The 17,974-nt window shown below is 76.0% G+C and carries 15 protein-coding genes; all 15 read left to right on the forward strand.

Translation table 11 applies throughout. From position 1 onward, the window contains the following. Positions 1 to 351 precede the first annotated feature (351 nt). The 15 genes from ACRB68_RS22640 to ACRB68_RS22710 all read left to right on the forward strand — a co-directional run bounded on the left by ACRB68_RS22640 (position 352) and on the right by ACRB68_RS22710 (position 17,971). Positions 352 to 2,853, forward strand: a complete 2,502-nt coding sequence (locus tag ACRB68_RS22640; protein WP_194293417.1) for an AfsR/SARP family transcriptional regulator — start codon at positions 352 to 354, stop codon at positions 2,851 to 2,853. A gap of 145 nt (positions 2,854 to 2,998) precedes the next feature. Continuing rightward, complete coding sequence (locus ACRB68_RS22645) at positions 2,999 to 4,210, forward strand: acyl-CoA dehydrogenase family protein (RefSeq protein ID WP_153535700.1); 1,212 nt, start codon at positions 2,999 to 3,001, stop codon at positions 4,208 to 4,210. A 29-nt stretch (positions 4,211 to 4,239) separates the two neighbouring features. Continuing rightward, positions 4,240 to 4,719 (forward strand): PhzA/PhzB family protein, encoded by a 480-nt coding sequence (locus ACRB68_RS22650; RefSeq protein WP_153535702.1) that lies wholly within the window; start codon positions 4,240 to 4,242, stop codon positions 4,717 to 4,719. Between the two features lie 35 nt (positions 4,720 to 4,754). Then, entirely contained in the window at positions 4,755 to 5,951 is a 1,197-nt protein-coding gene (locus tag ACRB68_RS22655) for a 3-deoxy-7-phosphoheptulonate synthase (RefSeq protein ID WP_153535704.1), read from the forward strand. 11 nt (positions 5,952 to 5,962) lie between these two features. Then, entirely contained in the window at positions 5,963 to 6,586 is a 624-nt protein-coding gene (locus ACRB68_RS22660) for an isochorismatase family protein (RefSeq protein WP_328594615.1), read from the forward strand. Further along, complete coding sequence (locus ACRB68_RS22665; protein ID WP_153535706.1) at positions 6,583 to 8,514, forward strand: anthranilate synthase family protein; 1,932 nt, start codon at positions 6,583 to 6,585, stop codon at positions 8,512 to 8,514. The genes ACRB68_RS22660 and ACRB68_RS22665 overlap by 4 nt, the downstream gene beginning before the upstream one ends. Next, positions 8,454 to 8,774 (forward strand): hypothetical protein, encoded by a 321-nt coding sequence (locus ACRB68_RS22670; RefSeq protein ID WP_153535708.1) that lies wholly within the window; start codon positions 8,454 to 8,456, stop codon positions 8,772 to 8,774. The genes ACRB68_RS22665 and ACRB68_RS22670 overlap by 61 nt, the downstream gene beginning before the upstream one ends. 29 nt (positions 8,775 to 8,803) lie before the next feature. Next, complete coding sequence (locus ACRB68_RS22675) at positions 8,804 to 9,664, forward strand: PhzF family phenazine biosynthesis protein (protein WP_153535710.1); 861 nt, start codon at positions 8,804 to 8,806, stop codon at positions 9,662 to 9,664. Between the two features lie 19 nt (positions 9,665 to 9,683). Next, entirely contained in the window at positions 9,684 to 10,322 is a 639-nt protein-coding gene (gene phzG / locus ACRB68_RS22680; RefSeq protein WP_153535712.1) for a phenazine biosynthesis FMN-dependent oxidase PhzG, read from the forward strand. Between the two features lie 43 nt (positions 10,323 to 10,365). Then, complete coding sequence (locus ACRB68_RS22685) at positions 10,366 to 11,070, forward strand: SAM-dependent methyltransferase (protein WP_153535714.1); 705 nt, start codon at positions 10,366 to 10,368, stop codon at positions 11,068 to 11,070. A 42-nt stretch (positions 11,071 to 11,112) separates the two neighbouring features. Next, a complete protein-coding gene (gene pabB, locus ACRB68_RS22690; protein ID WP_153535716.1) occupies positions 11,113 to 13,239 on the forward strand; it encodes an aminodeoxychorismate synthase component I in 2,127 nt (708 codons plus the stop codon). Beyond that, positions 13,236 to 14,699, forward strand: a complete 1,464-nt coding sequence (locus ACRB68_RS22695) for a class I adenylate-forming enzyme family protein (protein ID WP_153535718.1) — start codon at positions 13,236 to 13,238, stop codon at positions 14,697 to 14,699. Before pabB ends, ACRB68_RS22695 begins: the two co-directional genes overlap by 4 nt. Positions 14,700 to 14,722: 23 nt before the next feature. Next, positions 14,723 to 16,303 (forward strand): AMP-binding protein, encoded by a 1,581-nt coding sequence (locus tag ACRB68_RS22700; RefSeq protein ID WP_153535720.1) that lies wholly within the window; start codon positions 14,723 to 14,725, stop codon positions 16,301 to 16,303. 28 nt (positions 16,304 to 16,331) lie between these two features. Next, a complete protein-coding gene (locus ACRB68_RS22705; RefSeq protein ID WP_153535722.1) occupies positions 16,332 to 16,772 on the forward strand; it encodes a carboxymuconolactone decarboxylase family protein in 441 nt (146 codons plus the stop codon). A 5-nt stretch (positions 16,773 to 16,777) separates the two neighbouring features. Further along, positions 16,778 to 17,971, forward strand: coding sequence for an FAD-dependent monooxygenase (locus ACRB68_RS22710; RefSeq protein WP_153535724.1), 1,194 nt, complete (start codon positions 16,778 to 16,780; stop codon positions 17,969 to 17,971). Positions 17,972 to 17,974: the final 3 nt, after the last annotated feature.

Consider the following 17,974-nt stretch of genomic DNA (forward strand, 5'->3'; position numbering starts at 1 on the left):
GGGCGACGGTCACCTGGTGGCGTGACCTTGAGATACGCGCGGAGAGGGAAATCCGCGCGCCGCGGCCGGGCGGCCCGTCATTTCGCAGGCCCGGTGCCGCCGGGGCTGTCGGCCCCATCGCCGCTGACGCTAAACGCCGCGCCCATCGCCGCCGTATCGCCTCGCTATCGACCCGTGATGGCGGCCGTTATTGAAAGATCACCCATTTGGTAAGGCCATGAGGCATTCTTTGAAAGGTCTTTAATGTGTATGATCCGAACGGTCCGGCGGGCTCCAGCGCGGCTGCGCCGGCCGGTCGCCTGCGTTGATCGGCCGGATTGGTGCGGAGCCGGCCCGGCCCTGGGGGATGGCGTGCGGTACCGGATCCTCGGCGAGCTGGTGGTGGAGGGCACGGCCGGTCCGGTGCGGATCGCCTCCGCGCGGCAGCGGATCGTGCTGTCGGTGCTCCTGCTGGAGGCCGGCCGGGTGGTCCCGGTGGAGCGCCTCGCCGCGGCGGTGTGGGACGACGACCCGCCGCCGAGCGCCCGCAGCCAGATCCAGATCTGCATCTCCGCCCTGCGCCGCACGCTGGCCGGCGCCGGCATCGGCGACGCCATCCGCACCCGCCCGCCCGGCTACCTGATCGAGGTCCCGGGCGAGGAGCTGGACCTGCGCGTCTTCGACCGGCTCGCGGCGGAGGGCCGGGGCGCCGAGGCCGAGGGCCGGGTGGCCGACGCCGCGGACTGCTACCGGCGGGCCCTGGAGCTGTGGCGCGGCGAGCCGTTCGGCGGCCTGGACCGTGCCGCCCTGAACAACGCCGCGGTCGCGCTCACCGAGCGCCGGCTCGGGCTGGTCGAGCAGAGCATGGACGTGCGGCTGCGGCTCGGCGAGCACCACGAGCTCATCGGCGAGCTGACCGCGCTGGCCGCCGCGCACCCGCTGCGCGAGCGGCTGCGCGCCCAGCTGATGACCGCGCTCAGCCGCGACGGCCGGTCCGCCGAGGCCCTGGCGGTGTACCGGGAGGGCCGCGAGCAGCTGGTGGAGGAGCTCGGGCTGGAGCCCGCCCCGGCGCTGCGCCGGCTGGAGCAGTCCATCCTCTCCGGCGACCCCGGCTTCCAGCCGGCCGAGCTGGTCCCCGCCGACATCACCGCCGACGTCAGCACCGACATCAGCACCGGCGTCACCGCCGACCGCACCGGCGAGGCGGGCGCGCCCGGGGAGATCTCGCCCGCCGCGGCGCCGCCGCCCGGCGACGCCGGCGACGCCCTGCCCGAGGCGGTGCTCCCAGTCCCGCGCCCGGCGGCCGAGGTGGCGGCGCCGTTCGTGGTGCCCCGGCCGGTCGTGCCCGCCGTGCCGCGCTTCCTGCCCGCCGACATCGCCGACTTCACCGGCCGCGAGGAGCTGGCCGCCGAGCTCGGCCGCCGGCTGGAGCCCGACCCGGCCGCGCCGGTCCCGGTGGTCGCGATCAGCGGGCAGGGCGGCGTCGGGAAGACGACCCTCGCCGTCCACGTGGCGCACCAGGTCGCCGCCCGGTTCCCCGGCGGGCAGCTCTACACCACGCTGAGCGGCGCGTCCCAGCGGCCGCTCGCGCCGGTGGCCGCGCTGGAGCGCCTGCTGCGCGCCCTCGGCGTGACCGACCCCGAGATCCCGCCCACCCTGGAGGAGCGGGCCGAGCTGTACCGGGCGCGGCTCGCCGGGCGGCGGGTGCTGGTGGTGCTCGACGACGCCGCCGACGAGGAGCAGATCCTGCCGCTGCTGCCCGGCTCCGGCGGCAGCGCGCTGCTGGTGACGGCGCGGCGGCGGCTGACGTCCCTGCCCGGCGCGTACCGGGTCGACCTCGGCGTCTTCGACGTGGCCTCCGGGCTGGCGCTGGTGCGCGGGATCATCGGCGCGGCCCGGGCCGACGCCGAGCCCGACGCCGCCCGCGCCCTGGTCCGGCACTGCGGCGGGCTGCCGCTCGCGCTGCGGATCGCGGCGGCGCGCGCCGCCGCCAAACCGCACTGGCCGCTGTCGCGCCTGGTGTCGCGGCTCGCCGACGGGGAGCGCCGCCGCCTGGACGAGCTCGCCCACGGCGGCCTCGGCATCCGCTCCAACATCGAGGTGACCTACGCCGGGCTCGGCCCGGGCGCCCGGCGGCTGTTCCGCCGGCTGGCGCTGGTGCCGGGCGGCGACTTCGACGCCTGGGTCGGCGAGCCGCTGCTGGAGCACGGCGCGGTCCGCGCCGAGGACGTGCTGGAGGAGCTGGTCGACGTCCGGCTGGTGGAGGTGGCCCGCGGCGCCGTCGGCGTGCCGCGCTACCGGCTGCACGAGCTCGTCCGCGCCTACGCCGCGGAGCGGCTGGCCGAGGAGGAGCCCGAGCCGGACCGCGCCGCCGCCCGGCGCCGGCTGCTCGGCGCCCTGCTGCACCTGGCCGAGGAGGCCCGCCGCCGCGGCCCCGGCGGCCTGGTCCCGCTGGCGGGGCCGTCGCCGCGGCACCCGCTGCCCGCGCCGCTGGTGGACGCCCTGCTCGCCGACCCGCTCGCCTGGTACGAGCGGGAACGGCCCACGCTGATCGAGGCCGTCGCCCTGGCGGCCCGCGCGGAACCGGACGGCCTGGGCTGGGAGCTGGCGACCGGCCTGGCCGCCCTGTTCGAGGTGGGCAAGCACCACGCGGACTGGCACGCCACGCACGAGGGCGCCCTCGCGGCCGTCCGCGCGGCGGGCGAGCGGCGCGGCGAGGCCGCGCTGCTGCACTCGCTCGGCGCGCTCGCCCTGCTGGAGGGCCGCGGCGCGGACGCGGCGGCGCGGTGGGAGCGGGCGGCCGAGATCCTGGCCGATCTCGGCGACGCCCCTGGCCACGCCCTGCTCCGCACCCTCCTGAAGGACCTTCCCTGACCTGACGGTCCCCCTCCCTCCCCGCCGCCGATAGCCGGCGGGCAGGGCGGTCGATGGCGCGCGCTAACCGGCCCGATAGCGGCCGGGGCGAGCATGGTCACCGAACCGCCCCGAGAGCGCCGAGACGTGAGCGAGGGATACCGCGATGACACAGACCATGGAGCGCCCCGGGGGCCGCGACGAGGCTCCCGGACACGACGACCTGGTGGCCCGCGCCGCCGCGCTGCGCGAGCGGCTCTGGCAGGACGCCCCCGAGTGCGACCGCCGCCGCCGGCTCACCGACGGCGACCTGGACGCGCTCACCGCGGCGGGCCTGTTCCGCCTGATGACCCCGCGCCGCTACGGCGGGCACGCGGCCGACATGCGCACGCTGCTGGACACCGCCGTCGAGGTCGGCCGGGGCTGCTGCTCGGCCTCCTGGGTGCTCGGCGTCTGCAACGCCGGCAACTTCGTGGTCTCGCTGTTCCCCCGCGCCGCGCAGGACGAGGTCTGGGCCGCCGGCCCCGACAACCGCACCGCGCTGGTGCTCGGCCGCCCCGCGCCGCCGGCCGAACCCGCCGGCGAGGAGTTCCTCGTCAGCGGCGAATGGCCCTACGCCTCGGGCTCGCTGCACGCCGGCTGGGTCTGCGTGCTCGTCCTCGCCGACACCGGCACCGGCATGGCGCCGCACTTCGCGCTCATGCCCGCCGGCCAGGTCGAGATCAAGGACACCTGGCACTTCACCGGCATGCGCGGCACCGGCAGCAACACCATCACCGCCGAGCGCGTCGCGGTGCCCCGGCACCGCCTGATGCCCTACCAGCCGCTGCTGTACGGCGAGACCGACGGCCTGGTCGACCCCGCGCACCCCTACCGCAACAGCCTCACCGGCCTGTTCATGATCGGCCTGATCGGGTCGGTCGTCGGGGGCACGCAGGCGGCGCTGGAGTTCGTCCGCGAGCAGGCCGCGCGGCGGCCGGTGGCCGGTTCGAAGTTCGCCAGCCAGGCCGAGTCGCCGATGTTCCGGATCGACCTGGCCGAGGCCGCCACCGCCCTGGAAGCGGCGCGGGCCGAGGCGCACCGCCTCGCCGCGACCGTCGACGAGCTGGCCGGCACCGGTGCCAACGCCGGCTGGGAGACCCGAGCCCGCGGCCGGATGGGCTCGACCTGGGTCACCCGGCAGTGCCGCGACGCCGTCGAGGCGCTGGTGACCGCGCACGGCACGAGCTCGTTCAGCGAGGCCAACCCGCTGCAGCGCATCTGGCGCGACGTCCACGTGGCGAGCCGGCACGCCGGCTTCGGCATGGGCGTCCCCGAACTGGTCTACGGCCACGCCCTGGTCGGCGGCGACCCCCGCGAGATCAGCCCCCTGGTGTGAGCCCTTTCAGCGACGACAGGAGAACCGTCATGACCATCACCCAACAGCAGTACGACACCGACGAGGTCCGCGCCCGCAACCGCGAGATCGTCCGCCAGTACATGGAGTGCCGCGGCGAGGACCGGCTCCGCCGCCACCTGCTGTTCACCGAGGACGGCGAGGGCGGCCTGTGGACCACCGAGACCGGCGAGCCCATCGTCATCCGGGGCCGCGACCGGCTCGGCGAGCACGCCGTCTGGTCGCTGAAGTGCTTCCCCGACTGGGTGTGGACCGACATTCAGATCTTCGACACGCAGGACCCCGACCGGTTCTGGGTCGAATGCGACGGCGTGGGGCAGATCCGGTTCCCCGGCTACCCCGACGGCCTGTACCGCAACCACTTCCTGCACGCGTTCGAGTTCGAGGGCGGAAAGATCAAGCGGCAGCGCGAGTTCATGAACCCCTGCCGCCAGTTCCAGGCCCTGGACATCCCGGTCCCGCGCATCGAGCGGGCCGGCATCCCCACCTGAGCGAACGAGGCGACCACACGATGGGAACGAGGATCATGACCGACCCGATCGTCGGGCACCGACCCGCCCGTCAGCAGCCGCACTGGCCCGACCCCGAGCAGCTGCGGCGCGTCCAGGACATCCTGGCCGCACGGCCGCCCCTGGTGCGCGCGGAGGACGTGCTCGTGCTGCGCGACTCCCTGGCCCGTGTCGCCGCGGGCGAGGCGCTGGTCATGCAGGCCGGCGACTGCGCCGAGGACCCCGCCGAGTGCACCGCCGAGCACGTGCACCGCAAGGCCGGCCTGCTGAACCTGCTGTCGGCCGCGCTGGAGATGGCCGGCGAAGGGCCGGTGCTGAAGGTCGGCCGGATCGCCGGCCAGTTCGCCAAGCCCCGCTCCAAGCCGACCGACAACGTGGGCGGCCGGGAGCTGCCCGCCTACCGCGGCCACATGGTCAACGACCCCGAGCCGGACCCGCGGGCCCGCGAGGCCGACCCGCTGCGGCTGCTCACCGGGTTCATGGCGGCCACCGACGTGATGGAGAGCCTCGGCTGGCGCGGGCCGGCCGGGCCGCGCCCGCTGCCGCCCGGCCCCGGCGCCCCGGTGGTGTGGACCAGCCACGAGGCGCTGCTGCTCGACTACGAGCGGCCCCTGGTGCGCTGCGACGAGACCGGGCGGCGCTGGCTCGGCAGCACGCACTGGCCGTGGATCGGCGACCGCACCCGCCAGCCCGACGGCGCGCACGTGGACCTGCTGGCCAAGGTGGCCAACCCGGTCGCCTGCAAGTTCGGCCCGGACGCCGGGCCCGACGACGTGTACGCGCTCGCCGAGCGGCTCGACCCCGACCGCGAGCCCGGCCGGCTCACCTTCATCTCCCGGATGGGCGCCGACCAGGTGGCCGAGCGCCTGCCCCTGCTGGTGGAGGCCGCCCGGTCCGCCGGGCACCCGGTGATCTGGATCTGCGACCCGATGCACGGCAACACCGTCACCGCGGCGGGCGGCCGCAAGACCCGCTACCTCGACGCGATCGTCACCGAGGCGCGGCGGTTCCGCGAGGTGGTGGAGGAGTCCGGCGGGGTGGTCGGCGGCCTGCACCTGGAGGCCACGCCCGAGGACGTGACCGAGTGCGTGATCGACGAAACCGACCTGGCGGCCGGCGACCGCCCGTACACGACGTTCTGCGACCCGCGGCTCAACGCGGCCCAGGCGCTCGACGTCGTGTCGGCGTGGGCCCGGCAGCCGGAGAGAGAGTGAGGTGAACGGCCGTGCCAGGCATCCCTGTCATCGAGCCCTACCCGTTGCCGACCGCGGCCGACCTGCCCGCCGGCGGCGTGGACTGGACCCCCGACCCCGGGCGCGCCGTCCTGCTCGTCCATGACATGCAGCGGTACTTCCTGCGGGCGCTGCCCGAGCCGCTGCGCGCCGAACTGGTGGCCAACGTCGCCGCGCTGCGCCGCCGCTGCGCCGGCCTCGGCGTCCCGGTCGCCTACACCGCGCAGCCGGGCCGGATGACCGACCGGCAGCGCGGCCTGCTGAAGGACTTCTGGGGACCGGGCATGCGCACCGACCCCGCCGACCGCGAGGTCGTCGAGGAGCTCGCGCCCGCGCCCGGCGACTGGACGCTCACCAAGTGGCGCTACAGCGCGTTCGCCCGCACCCCGCTGCTGGAGAAGCTGCGCGACGCCGGCCGCGACCAGCTGCTGCTCTGCGGCGTGTACGCGCACGTCGGCGTGCTCGCCTCGGCCATCGACGCCTTCAGCAACGACGTGCAGCCGTTCCTGGTCGCCGACGGGATCGCCGACTTCTCCGCCGGCGACCACCGCATGACGGTCGAGTACGCGGCGCGGCGCTGCGCCGCGGTCGTCACCGCCGCGGAGGTGTTCGCATGAGCACCGCCCGCGCGGGCGACCGGGCCGCCGCCGCCCGGCTGCTGGAGCGCATCACCGGGCCGTGCCCGCCGCCGTTCGCGGTGCTGCACCGCCCCGAGCGCACCGGCCCCGGCACCGTCGAGGTGCTGGTCGGGACCGTCGGCCGCCCGGAGACGCTGGCCGAGGTGCCGGTCCCCGAGGCCGGCGGGCGCGTCCTGGTGGCGCTGCCCTACCGGCAGCTCACCGAGGGCGGCCTGGCCTGCGTCGACGACGGCGCGCCGCTGATCGCGATGACCGTGGCCGAGCACGCCGAGCTGCCCGCCGCCGAGCTGGCGGCGTGGATCGGCGAGCGGCCGGCCGAGCTGGCCGGCGCCGGCTTCGACGTCGGCGACGCCGAGTACGGCCGCCGCGTCCAGGAGGTCGTCGACGAGGCCATCGGCCGCGGCGAGGGCGCCAACTTCGTGATGATGCGCTCCTTCCACGCCACCGTGCGGGACTTCACCCCCGCCTGGGCGCTCGGGGTGTTCCGCCGGCTGCTGGAGCGCGAGACCGGCGCGTACTGGACGTTCGCGGTGCACACCGGCGACCGCACCTTCGTCGGCGCGAGCCCCGAGCGGCACGTCACCGTCGACGACGGCCTCGCGGTGATGAACCCGATCAGCGGCACCTACCGCTACCCGGACGACGGCGTCCGGCTGGGCGGCCTGCTGGACTTCCTCGCCGACCGCAAGGAGACCGACGAGCTCTACATGGTCGTCGACGAGGAGCTGAAGATGATGGCCCGCATCTGCCACGACGGGCTGCGGGTCCGCGGCCCGTACCTGAAGGAGATGGCGCGGCTCGCCCACACCGAGTACTTCATCGAGGGGCGCACCCGGCTCGACGTCCGCGACGTCCTGCGCGAGACGATGTTCGCGCCGACCGTCACCGGCAGCCCGCTGGAGAGCGCCTGCCGGGTGATCCGCCGCTACGAGGACACCGGCCGCGGCTACTACAGCGGCGCGCTCGCCCTGATCGGCCGCGACCCCGGCGGCGGCGTCACGCTCGACTCGGCCATCCTCATCCGCACCGCCGAGATCGACCCCGGCGGGCACATGCGGATCGGTGTCGGCGCGACGCTGGTGCGCCACTCCGACCCCGCCGCCGAGGTCGCCGAGACCCACGCCAAGGCGGCCGGGCTGCTGGCCGCGATGGACGCGCCGGGCGGCCGGTTCCGGCACCACCCCGACGTGCGCGCCCGGCTCGCCGCGCGCAACACCCCCCTCGCCGGCTTCTGGCTCGGGCAGGACGCCTGCGACGGCGCGCGCGGCCTGGCCGGCCGCAAGGTCCTGGTGGTCGACGCCGAGGACACCTTCACCGCGATGATGCGCCACCAGCTGTGCGCCCTCGGCCTCACCGTGACCGTGCGCCGCTTCGACGAGCCCTACGACCCCGCGGGCCACGACCTGGTGATCCTCGGCCCCGGCCCGGGCGACCCGGCCGGCGACGACGACCCCAGGATCGCCCGGCTGCGCGGCACCGTGCGCGGGCTGCTGGCCGGGCGGCGCCCGTTCCTGGCGGTCTGCCTGAGCCACCAGGTGCTCGGCCGCGAGCTCGGCCTGCCGATCGCCCGCCGCGCGGCGCCCAACCAGGGCGCCCAGCGCACCGTCGACCTGTTCGGCGAACCCGAGCTGGTCGGCTTCTACAACAGCTTCGCGCTGCGCGCGGACGACGACAGGCTCGACGTGCCCGGCGTGGGCACGGTCGAGGTCGCCCGTGCCCCGGAGAGCGGCGAGGTCGACGCCCTGCGCGGCCCCGGCTTCTTCTCCGTGCAGTTCCATCCCGAATCGATCCTGACCAAGCGCGGCCCGCAGATCATCTGCCGCGCCCTGCAGGAGGTGCTGGACCAATGCGACTCGACCTCGCCTGGTGGGACCTCGCCGGAACCGGCCGTGTCCCGGGCGACCTGACCGCCGGGCTGCGCCCCGAAGAGGTGGCGGCGTGGGCGGACGTCCCGGGCCTGGCGCTGAAGGCGTGGATCGCCGACCCGGTGCGCGAGCGCTGGGGCGCGGTGATGCTCTGGGACCCCGACCGCCCGGCCGGCCGGCTGCTGCCGCCGAACCGCGGCGCGGAGCTGGCCGGCGGCCCGCCCGACGAACGCTGCGGCTGGCGCGTCGTCGCCGCCGTCCCCGGACCGGCCGGGCCGCCGTTGCTCGGCCCCGGCAGCTGACCCGACACCCCGAGAAGGAGGTCTGCCAGATGCGCCCGTACCAGGTGGTCGACGCGTTCGCCGACACCCCGCTGCGGGGCAACCCGGTCGCGGTGTTCTTCGACGCCGGGAACCTGCCCGCCGAGACGATGCAGCGGATCGCGCAGGAGATGAACCTGTCGGAGGTCACCTTCGTGCTGCCCCCCGAGACCGGCGGGGACGCCCGGATCCGCATCTTCACGCCGGTCAACGAGCTGCCGTTCGCCGGGCACCCGCTGCTCGGCACCGCGGTCGCGCTCGGCGCGGCCTGGGGCCGCGACCGGCTGCGGCTGGAGACCGCGCGGGCGACCGTCCCGGTCCGCCTGACGGACCTGGACCCGGCCGCGGCGCGGGCCGGCGCGCCGGTCACGGCCTGGATGGACCAGCCGCTGCCGACGTGGCGCGCGTGCGGGTTCGCCGCCGAGCTGTGCGACGCGCTCGGGCTCGGCGACAAGCCCGTCGACCTGCCCGTCGAGCTGTACGACAACGGGCCCCGGCACGTGCTGGTGCACTGCCGCGACCTCGCCACGCTGTCGGCGCTGCGGCCGGACCTGCGCGCACTGGCGGAACTGCCGGAGATGGCGGCCAACTGCTTCGCCGCCGACGGGCCCCGCTGGCGGATGCGGATGTTCTCGCCCGCCTACGGCGTCGCCGAGGACGCCGCGACCGGCTCGGCCGCGGGCCCGCTGGCGGTGCACCTGGCCCGGTACGGCCTGGCCGACTACGGCGAGCGCGTCGAGATCGCGCAGGGCGTCGAGATGGGGCGCCACGCCCGGATGCTGGCGGTCGCGCACGGCTGCGACGAGCGGCTGGACCGCGTCGAGGTGGGCGGGCCCGGCGTGGTCGTCGCCCACGGCACCTTCCACGTCTGAGACCAAGGAGAGACACGACATGGGCGCGAGCAGGTTCGAGACGCTGACCGGCGGGACCGGCCTGGCGTTCGGCGAGTACGACGACCCGCCCGCCGAGCCGATGGACCTGGTGGCCGGCTGGCTCGCCGCGGCGGCCGAGCAGGGCGTGCGCGAGCCGCGCGCGATGACGCTGGCCACCGCCGACCGGGCCGGCCGGTGCTGGCAGCGGGTCATCGCGATCATCGCGGTGGACGCGGACGGGGTGCTGTTCTGCACCCACGCCGGCAGCCGCAAGGCCCGCGAGATGGCCGCCGTCTGCTGGGCGTCGGGACTGCTGTACTGGCGCGAGACCGGCCAGCAGGTGATCTTCGCCGGGCCGGTGCGCGAGTGCGCCCCCGCCGAGTCCGAGCGGCTCTGGGACGCCCGGCCGGTGCCGCTGCACGCCATGTCGAGCGTGTCACGGCAGAGCGAGCCGCTGCCCGACCCCGACGGCCTGCGCGCCCAGGCCCGCGAACTGGAGCTGCTGGACCGCCCGCTGCCCCGCCCGCCCGGCTTCGTCGGCTACCGGCTGGTGCCCGAGGAGGTCGAGTTCTGGGCCGCGAGCGACGACCGCATGCACCGCCGGCTGCACTACCGCCGCACCGGCGCCGGGTGGCGGACCACCCGCCTCCAGCCCTGACATCCGAGAACCGACAGAACCGAGAACCGACGAAGGAGAACGCATGTCCACCGACCAGAAGTACGACTTCGCCACCGCCGACTTCGACGCCGTCTACCGGGGCGGCGAGTTCCTGGAGGGCTCGGAGATCACCGGCGTGCCCTGGGACATCGGCGCGGCCCAGCCCGCCGTGATCGAGCTGGCCGAGCAGGGGCACCTGCGCGGCGCCGTCCTCGACATCGGCTGCGGCCTCGGCGACAACGCGATCCACCTGGCCGGCCGGGGCATCCGGGTCACCGCCGTGGACGCCGCGCCGCTGGCGATCGAGCACGCCCGCCGCCGCGCCGACGACGCCGGCGTGGCCGGCGCCGTGGACTTCGCCGTCGCCGACGCCACCCGCCTGGACGGCTTCGAGGGCCGCTTCGACACGATCCTCGACAGCGCCCTGTTCCACACCCTGGAGGGCGACGCCCGCGAGCGCTACCTGGACGCCGTCCACCGCGCCGCGCGCCCCGGCGGCCGGCTCGTCATGCTCTGCTTCGCCGAGGTGCCCGGCGGCATGCCGGCGCCGCTCGCGGTGTCCGAGCCCTACCTGCGCGACGCGCTGGAGCGGCACGGCTGGAAGCCGCAGGAGGTGCGCCCGTCGGTGTTCAAGGGCGTCGCCGCAGTCACGCAGAAGTTCCTGGACAAGGTCGGCGCGCGCCCGGACGTCGACGAGCAGGGCCGCACCGAGCTGCCGATCTGGACGGTCCTCGCCGAGCGGACCTGACCCCGGGCCGGGCCCCGGACCGACCGACGGGAGGACCACCCGATGCGCACCCTGCTGATAGACAACCACGACTCCTACACCTACAACCTGTTCCAGCTGATCGCCGGCGTCCTCGGCGAGGAGCCCGCGGTCATCACCAACGACCAGTGGGACGAGGCCGACCTGGACCTGGCCGCGTTCGACAACGTGGTCGTCTCGCCCGGCCCCGGGCGCCCCGACCGCGAGCGCGACATGGGCCTGTCGGCCACCGCCATCGCCCGCGCCGACATCCCGCTGCTCGGCGTCTGCCTCGGCCACCAGGGCGTGGTGGTCGACGCCGGCGGCCGCGTCGACCGCGCGCCCGCCGCCCGGCACGGCCACCTGACCAAGGTCTCCCACGACGGCGACGCGCTGTTCCGCGGCCTGCCCCCGGTCTTCACCGCCGTCCGCTACCACTCGCTGTGCGCGCGGCAGGAGCTGCCGCCGACCCTGGAGGCCACCGCCTGGGCCGAGGACGGCGTGGTCATGGGCCTGCGGCACCGGCACCGCCCGCTGTGGGGCGTGCAGTTCCACCCCGAGTCGGTGGCGTCGGAGCACGGCGCCGAGATCGTCGCCAACTTCCGCGACCTCACCCGCGAGCACCAGCGCGCCACCGGCCGCGCCCCGGTCTCGATCCCGGTGCGCGGGCCGGACCGCTCCCCCGAGCGGACGGCCCCGGAGCCGGCCTACCGCCTCCGCCACACCGCCATCGACCGCGAGGTGGACACCGAGGCCGCGTTCCAGGTCCTGTTCGCCGCCGCTCCCCGCGCGTTCTGGCTGGACAGCTCGCACGTCGAGCCCGGCCTCGCCCGGTTCTCCTACCTCGGCGACGACCGCGGCCCGCTCAGCGAGCACCTCACCTACTCGGTGGACGACGGCGCCGTCCGCGTCCGGTCCGGCGACGGACCGCCGGCCGAGGCGCCCGGCACGATCTTCGACCACCTCGCCGGCGCGCTGCGCGAGCGGACCGTCCCCGAGAGCGACACCGCCGCCCTGCCGTTCGACTTCACCGGCGGGTACGTCGGCTACTTCGGGTACGAGCTGAAGGCCGACCTCGGCGCGGACCGGCGGTACCGCGCCGAGACCCCCGACGCCGCGTGGCTGTTCGCCGACCGGCTCGTCGCGGTCGACCACCAGGAGGGCCGCACCTACGCGCTCGCCCTGTACCGCCCGGACCGCCCCGGCAGCGAGGCGGACGCCGAGGCGTGGCTGGAGCGGACGGCCGCGACGCTGCGCACCCTGGACCCGCCGCGGCGGGACGGCCCGCCGCCCGCCCGCGAACCCGGCCGCGCCGACGTGGAGGCGCTGCTCACCCGCGACCGCGAGCAGTACCTGGCCGACGTGCGGACCAGCCAGGACCGGCTGCACGCCGGGGAGAGCTACGAGATCTGCCTGACCAACGCCGCGACGCTGCCCGCCCGCGCCGACGGGCCGTCCTTCTACCGCGCGCTGCGCCGCGTCAACCCCGCGCCCTACGGCTCCTACCTGCGGTTCGACGACGTGGAGGTGGCCTGCTCGTCCCCCGAGCGGTTCCTGCGCGTCACCGCCGACCGGTGGGCCGAGACCAAGCCGATCAAGGGCACCGCGCCGCGCGGCGCGACCCCGGCGGAGGACCGGGAGCTGCGCGACACCCTCGCCGGCAGCGCCAAGACGCGCGCCGAGAACCTGATGATCGTCGACCTGCTGCGCAACGACCTCGGCCGGGTCTGCGAGATCGGCTCGGTGCACGTGCCGCGGCTGATGGCGGTGGAGAGCTACGCCACGGTGCACCAGCTGGTGTCCACCATCCGCGGCCGGCTGCGCCCGGAGGTCGACGTCATCGACTGCGTCCGCGCCTGCTTCCCCGGCGGCTCGATGACCGGCGCCCCCAAGCGGCGCACCCTGGAGATCATCGACAGCCTGGAGACCGAGGCGCGCGGGGTGTACTCGGGCGCGATCGGGTTCCTCGGCTGCCGCGGCACCGCCGACCTCAACATCGTCATCCGCACCGCGGTGCGCAGTGGCGGCGTCTGGCGGGTCGGCGCGGGCGGCGCCATCGTGCTCGACTCCGACCCGGCCGACGAGTACGAGGAGATGCTGCTCAAGCTGCGGGCCACGCTGCGCGCCGGCGCGGCCGCCGAGTCCGCCGAGTCCGCGGGGAGGACGGCATGACCGCCCGCAACCTCGCCGCCGGCCTCGCCGCCCGCAGCCGCCGCCACGGCTGGGACGCCCGCCCCGCGCTGTACACCGGGCGGGGCGACCACACCCACGGCCAGGTGCACGACCTGGCCGCCCGCGCGGCCACCGTGCTCGCCGCCCGCGGCGCCGGGCCCGGATGGCGGGTCGTGATCGCACTGCCCGACGGCCCCGGCTGGTTCGCCGCCTTCCTCGCCTGCGCCCGGATCGGCGCCACCGCCGTGCCGGTGAACCCGCGGCTGCCCGCCGCCGACCACCGGTTCATGGCCGAGGACTGCGGCGCGCGCCTGGCGATCGCGGACGAGGAGGCCCTGGACGCCTTCGCCGGCCTCGACCTCCTGACCGAGGAGGAGCTGCTCGCCGAAGCGGAAAGGGCCGCGCCGGCCGCCGCCGTCGAGACCGGCGAGCCGCTGTACATCCACTACACCTCGGGCACGACGGGCACGCCGAAGGGCGTCGCGCACCGCCACGGCGACCCGGCCGACTACCACCGCGCCATCGGGGAGGGCTGCCTGCGGATCGGGCCGGACGACGTGACGCTCTCGATCTCGAAGCTGTACTTCACCTACGGCTTCTGCAACGCGTTCGTCTTCCCGCTGTTCTCCGGCTCGTCCGTCGTCCTCGGCACCGAGCGGCTCACCCCGGACGCGGCGGCCGAACAGGTGGCCCGCCACGGCGTGACGCGGCTGTACGCCGTCCCGTCCTGGTACGGGCGGCTCGCCGCGCAGGGCGACCCGGCCGCCTTCTCCAGCGTCCGCGCGGCGGTATCCGGCGGCGAGCGGTTCACCCTCGCGCAGTCCGAGCGGGTCGCCGCGGCGCTCGGCGCGCCGGTGCTGGACCAGCTCGGCACCACCGAGCTCGGCTGCGCCGCCACCGCCAACCGCGTCGACCGCAACGTGCCCGGCACGATCGGCCCCGCCGTCCCCGGCCACACCGTGCGGGTGCTCGACGAGTGGCGCCGCCCCGTCGGGCCGGGCGTCGAGGGCGACCTGTGGGTGCGCGGCCCGACCCTCATGGAGGGCTACCTGAACCGCCCCGGGGACACCGCCGAAGTACTCGTCGACGGCGGGCTGCTCACCGGCGACCGGGTGGTGGCGCGCCCGGACGGCACCTTCGCCTACGCCGGCCGCGCCGACGACATGGAGATGGTCGGCGGCATCAAGGTCTCCCCGCTGGAGGTGGAGGACCTGCTCGCCACCCACCGCGACGTGCGCGAGGTCGCGGTGGTCGCCACCGCCGACGCGGCCGGCGCCACCGGGCTGCGCGCCCTGGTCGTCCCCTCCCCCGGCGCCGCCGACGACCTGCCCGGCCGGCTCGTCGCGCTCGCCCGCGACCGGCTCGCCGCCTTCAAGGTGCCGCGCGCGGTGCAGCTGGTGGACGAACTGCCGCGCACGCCGTCCGGCAAGCTGCGCCGGCACCGGCTGCGCGCGTCCTGAACCCAACGGAAAGGAAGAACGTCATGCTGTCCCAGATCATCGGCCGCCTGACCGCCGGCCGCTCCTTCGACATCGGGCGGATGTTCGCCGACGCCGCCGCGCGCGACCCGCGCACCCCGGTCGTCCTCGACCGGCCGCTCGGCCTGGCCCCGCAGGACGGGACCGGGCACACCGTGGACGGCCTCGCCCGGCGCGTCGAGGAGCTGGCCGCCGCGCTGTCGGCCGCCGGGGTGCGCCCCCGCGAGCGGGTCGCGGTCCACAAGACCAACAACTTCGACATCGTCCTGCTGGCCTGCGCGATCTCCCGGCTCGGCGCGATCCCGGCGCTGCTCGCGCCACCGCTGCCCGCCGACGTCGTGGACCGGCTGCTGCGCCGGCTGGACCGGCCGTGGCTGGTCACCGACGGCGCCACCCTGGACGGCGCCTGGGCGGGGCGCCTGCCCGAGGCGCCCACGCGGGGGGTGCTGCTCAGCGCCGGCGAGCCCCGCGACGGCGTGACCGTCCTCGCCCCGCGGCCCGGCACGGCCGCCCCGCCGGCGCCGCGGCCCGGGCCGCGCGAGCCGGCGCTGATCACCCACAGCTCGGGCACCACCGGCGTGCCGAAGCTCGCCGTGCACTGCCCCAGCACGCTGTGGAACCGCCTGGTCCCGCAGCTGGCGATGGCCTGGCCGATCCGCCGCCGCGAGCCGGCCGCGCTCTGCATGACGTTCGTGCACTCGCGCTTCTACCACGCGCTCGGGGTCTTCCTGCGGCTCGGCAACCCGCTGCTGGTCGCGCTGGAGACCGACCCGGAGGCGGTCGCGCCGCTGTTCACCCGCGTCCGTCCCGGGTACGTGGAGACCCACCCGAACGTCTACATCGAGTGGGAGAAGATGGCGGACGCACCGGACTCACCGCTGGCGAGCGTCCGCGTCTTCGGCGGGACGTTCGACGCGATCCACCCGCGCACCGTCCAGCGGCTGCTGCACGCCTCGCGGCGCGCCCGCCCGCTGTTCTTCCAGCTGTACGGCCAGGCCGAGACCGGGCCGCTGACCGCGCGGGTGCACACCCGGCGCGGCGCGGCGGGCATGGACGCCCGGCTGGTCGGCTTCGCGCTGCCCGGCTTCACCCGGGTCCGCGCGACCGGCCCGGACGGCCGCCCGGTGCGGCACGGCGAGCCCGGCCACCTGGAGGCGCGCAGCCGCGGCCGCATCATCGGCTACTTCGGCGAGGACGACCGGTTCGCCGCGCAGCTGAACGACGGCTGGTGGCGGCTCGGCGACCTCGGCGCGGTGGACCGCCGCGGCCGGGTCTCGCTGCTCGACCGCGAGATCGACAAGCTGGCCGCGGTGCCGAGCAACCTGCACGCCGAGGACCTGCTGATGGAGCGGCTGCCCGAGCTGCGCGAGGTCGTCATCGTCGAGGGCCCCGACGGCGTGCCGCTGCCGGTCGTCTGCACCGAGGACGACCGCCCGCTCGACACCGCCCGCTGGGACCAGGCCGCCCGCGACCTGGCCGGCCTCGCCGCGCCGCTGCACCTGCCCTTCGACGAGGTGCCGCGCACCTCGACCTGGAAGGTCCAGCGCCGCGACCTGGAGCAGAAGCTGGCCGGGACCACCGCCTGACCGACGCACACGAAGGGAAGGAACGATCATGAGCAACGCCCGACTCGACTTCGGGGCCGTCTACCCGGCCGCCAAGAAGGCGCTGGCCGAGCTGGACCGCGCCCTGGCGGAGACCCCGCTGGACCGCAAGCTGAGCGACCTGATCAAGGTCAGGGCCTCGCAGGTCAACGGCTGCGCGCTCTGCGTCGACATGCACACCAAGGACGCCCGCGAGGCCGGCGAGTCCGAGCGGCGGCTGTACGCGCTGAACGCCTGGCGCGAGACCGGGCTGTTCAGCGGGCCCGAGCGCGCGGTGCTCGCGCTCACCGAGGCCGTCACCCTGATCTCCGACGGGCACGTCCCCGACGAGGTGTACCGGGAGGCCGCCGAGCACTTCGACGAGAAGACCCTGGCCCGGATCGTCATGGAGATCGTCTCGATCAACGCGTGGAACCGGCTCGGGATCGTCCAGCGGCTGCCGATCGGGTGAGGCCCATGGACCCGGTCATCGTCGTGGGCGCCGGTCCCGTCGGGCTGACCGCCGCGCTGGCGCTCCGCTCCTACGGCCTGCCCGTCACGCTGCTGGAGGCCGATCCGCAGGACCGGACCCGGCCGGGCAGCCGGGCGCTGTTCGTGCACCGCTCGTCGCTGCGCCTGCTGGAGACCGCCAGCCCCGGCCTCGGCCGGGAGCTGGCCGGCCACGGGGTGGTGTGGCGGACCCGGCGGACCCTGTACGGGGGCCGCGAGGTGTACCGCCGCACCTACCCGGCCTCGCCGCCGGGCGAGCTGCCGCCGTTCACCAGCCTGCGGCAGGTCGAGACCGAGCGGCACCTGCTCGGCGCGGCCAAGGCCGCGGGCGTGCGGATCGTGTGGGGCGCGCCCGTCACCGGCGCCGAGTCTTCCGGCGACGGCGTGACGCTGCACGCCGGCGGCGAGCCGTTCCGCGCCCGCTATGTGGTCGCGGCCGACGGCGCCCGCTCCGGTGTGCGGCGCGCGCTCGGCATCGGCATGCAGGGCGACCGCGCGGAGGGCTTCCACGTCGTCGTCGACGTCGAGGACGACAAGGCCGCCGACACCCGCGAGTTCCACTACGAGCATCCGGCGATGGGCGGGCGCAACGTGTTGCGCGTGCCGTTCGCCGGCGGCTTCCAGGTCGACCTGCAGTGCCACGACGGCGACGACCCGGACCGGTTCGCCGGTGCCGAGCAGGCCCGCCGCTGGCTGCCGCGCGTCGTCGGGCCGGGGTACGAGGACGCGATCCTGTGGGTGTCGAAGTACCACTACCTTCAGGTCCTCGCCGACGCGTTCGCCGACCCGTACCACCGGGTGCTGCTGGCCGGGGAGGCCGCGCACCTGTTCCCGCCGTTCGGGGCGCGCGGCATGAACAGCGGCATGGCCGACGCCGACGCGGCGGCCGTCGCGGTGGTGGCCGCCCTGGCCGCCACGAACCCGGCCCGCGCCGCCGAGGCGGTCGAGCGGTACGGCCGCGACCGCCGGGCCGCCGCGGTGCACAACAGCGCCGCGGTCGGCTCCGCGCTGAAGCACCTGAAGCCGTCCCGCGCGGACCTGCTGCGCCACCGGGCGGCCGCCCGGCTCGCCCCGGTGGCGCCCCGGTTCGGGGACTGGCTGGAGCATGCCCCCTACGGGCCGCGCTCGGGCCCGACCGGCAACCCGCACGGCAAGTACTAGGAG

The organism is Actinomadura macrotermitis (assembly GCF_009604375.1).
Taxonomy (GTDB): domain Bacteria; phylum Actinomycetota; class Actinomycetes; order Streptosporangiales; family Streptosporangiaceae; genus Spirillospora; species Spirillospora macrotermitis.